The sequence below is a fragment of the Pseudohongiella sp. genome (genome assembly GCF_040877505.1).
Classification (GTDB): domain Bacteria; phylum Pseudomonadota; class Gammaproteobacteria; order Pseudomonadales; family Pseudohongiellaceae; genus Pseudohongiella.
In genome coordinates this window covers 1-1917 of the sequence record NZ_JBBDNQ010000039.1, presented here as the reverse complement: position 1 = coordinate 1917, position 1917 = coordinate 1, and the positions used below count along the sequence as shown (strand labels likewise).

The 1917-nt window shown below is 56.7% G+C and carries 3 protein-coding genes; 2 read left to right on the top strand and 1 reads right to left on the bottom strand.

What is annotated here, in order from left to right; all coding sequences use genetic code 11:
- The first annotated feature begins 254 nt into the window (after window positions 1-254).
- Entirely contained in the window at window positions 255-965 is a 711-nt protein-coding gene (locus WD071_RS14235) for a DUF305 domain-containing protein (protein WP_368049063.1), read from the top strand.
- Between the two features lie 56 nt (window positions 966-1021).
- Here WD071_RS14235 and WD071_RS14230 read toward each other — a convergent pair whose 3' ends face one another.
- Window positions 1022-1525 carry a cytochrome c gene (locus WD071_RS14230; RefSeq protein WP_368049062.1) on the bottom strand — a complete coding sequence of 168 codons (504 nt, stop codon included), beginning with the start codon at window positions 1523-1525 and terminating at the stop codon, window positions 1022-1024.
- A 136-nt stretch (window positions 1526-1661) separates the two neighbouring features.
- Between WD071_RS14230 and WD071_RS14225 the strand changes: the two genes are divergently transcribed.
- A partial coding sequence (locus WD071_RS14225) for an aldo/keto reductase (RefSeq protein WP_368049061.1) occupies window positions 1662-1917 on the top strand: 256 nt, incomplete at its 3' end.

Here is a 1917-nt window from a genome sequence, read left to right as displayed (position 1 = left end):
GACTGGCTCGTCATAACGTTTCCTTGTTCGTTATCTGTTTTATTCACTGCGCAGGCTTCCACACCTGTCGATCCCTCTTGGAACGAACCTGAACTTTACCTCTTTACACAATCCAGATAAAGCCGAGGCATCCCAATAACAATATGGCTCGCTGTGGTTATAAAACCGCCAGGTAATCTTTGTGTATTGTGGCTTGCCCGGCCAATGGGATCGTTTGAGGATAGAGGCATGAACCCTATTAACGGGAAACAACCATGACAAATCAGTCAATCAACTTACACATTGCACCCTACACAAGCCGCTTCAGCGCTCTGAAGACGGCTACAGCGTTGGCACTGAGTACACTGGTACTCTCGGCTTGCTCCATGCCCATGCACTCGACCATGGCGGACGGCGAACACAGTGCCATGCATGGTTCGAACATGTCCGGTATGGACGCCATGAACAGCAACCCCTTTACTGCCGCCAATGCCCGCATGATGCAGGGCATGCACAGCAACCCGCCCAGCGGTGATGTCGACTACGATTTTGTGGTCGGCATGATTCCTCACCACCAGGGCGCGGTGGACATGTCGACGATACTGCTCGAATCCGGGCAGGCCGATGCGGAACTGGCGGCCCTGGCCAATGAGATCATCACGGCGCAAACCGATGAGATGGCCTTTATGGAAACCTGGCTGAGAGACAACCCGGAGCCCCAGCCAGACGCCCGAGCGGCCGAGATCATTCAGGCCTATCAGGCCGCCATGAAGACGATGATGGGTGGCATGCACGGCGGGCGCGATACAGACATCAACACCCGCTATGTCACCGGCATGATTCCGCATCACCAGGCAGCCGTCGAAATGGCGGAAGTCGTGCTGGAATACAGTGATGACACCCTGCTGCGAAACATGGCTCAGGCCGTGGTGCGCGAACAAAACCGGGAAATCAGTGAAATGCGGGACTGGCTGAACCGCCAGTAAGTCACAACCGGCCCCGAACGTTTTGTTTCGGGGCCACTTTGCCTGACGTGCGATCTTTAATCTGCGGATAACCCCCGACTGGCGCGTTCGCGTTCCAGCCAGAGGTCGTAGATCTCCTCCGGCCAGTAACTCTGAAAGCTGGCAATGACCTCAACAATATCGGCATCGCCTAGCGTATCGCCCCAGGCGGGCATAACACCGCCCATCGGTTCGCCGCCTTCCTCGATGACCATCGACAACACCGCCAGCGGGTGATGCCAGGCGTGGGCGCTGCCATTGAGCGGTGGCGGCGGATAATTGCCATTGGCATCGAGCGTTCGCCAGTTGGGGGTCGCTTCGGCATTAGCACCATGACAGGCCGCACAATACTGCCCGAAGGTCTTCCGGCCCCGCTCAACCTGAGCCTCGGTGTACCAGCGACCGGTTCCGGGTTTGACGTCCAGTGTCACTTCGGTTAAACCCTGGCCGGATGCCGCTGGACCCGTGGCCACTTCGGGCTCGCTAGCGGTATTGCAACCGAGCAGGCCGAGCATCACTGTTAATAACGTGAGTTTTTTCATACCCACTATTCTAAAGTCGATACACTGAAAGTGACAGAGGTTGAAAGCGCCTGATCACGCGCTGGTGAACCCTACCCCTTTAACGCACGCGAACCACCCCAACCGTTTTGTAATGGTAAACACTGGAGAACTGCTTATGTCTGACGTAACCCTGACCAACCCGGGCCTGGGGACTTACCGGTTAAAGGAAGAAGTCGCTTATCAGGCAGTCAGCACAGCGCTTGAACTCGGTTACCGGACCATCGATACCGCGCAGATGTATGACAACGAGGCGGCTGTCGGCAAGGCCATCGCCGAGAGCCCGGTCAGTCGCGACGAGGTATTTGTGACCACCAAAGTCTGGGTCGACCAGCTCAGCAAGGCTCACTTCCGGCGCAGTGTTGAGCAAAGTC